The organism is Parvimonas sp. D9, assembly GCF_035282565.1.
GTDB classification, from domain to species: domain Bacteria; phylum Bacillota; class Clostridia; order Tissierellales; family Peptoniphilaceae; genus Parvimonas; species Parvimonas micra.
Genome location: NZ_JAYKBM010000248.1, coordinates 1 through 242, shown reverse-complemented (window position 1 = coordinate 242; position 242 = coordinate 1). Strand labels below are relative to the sequence as shown.

Genomic DNA, 242 nt, shown 5'->3' with positions numbered 1-242 from the left:
ATTTCGATACTCATGATATTTTATTTGAAGTTTTACCTTTCGCATTCGGAGTTGTTTTTTTAAGTCAAGATATTATACCTGATAGTATGGACTATTTCAATATGGTAGTTGCAGAAATTCACGGAATTTGACCTGCAGAACTTATTGAATTTCAATAGAAGGGTGGAAAAGTTGTTGGCTCTTTTTGTATCCATGTTCCTGACGAAGTTGTAGTTGCCGCGGGAGCTATTGCAACAGGTGTG

The 242-nt window shown here is 36.4% G+C and carries 1 pseudogene; it reads left to right on the top strand.

Annotated features, from left to right (window positions below):
- Positions 1-242 (top strand): annotated as a pseudogene (locus VJI94_RS08755) (2-hydroxyacyl-CoA dehydratase); the annotation flags it as partial.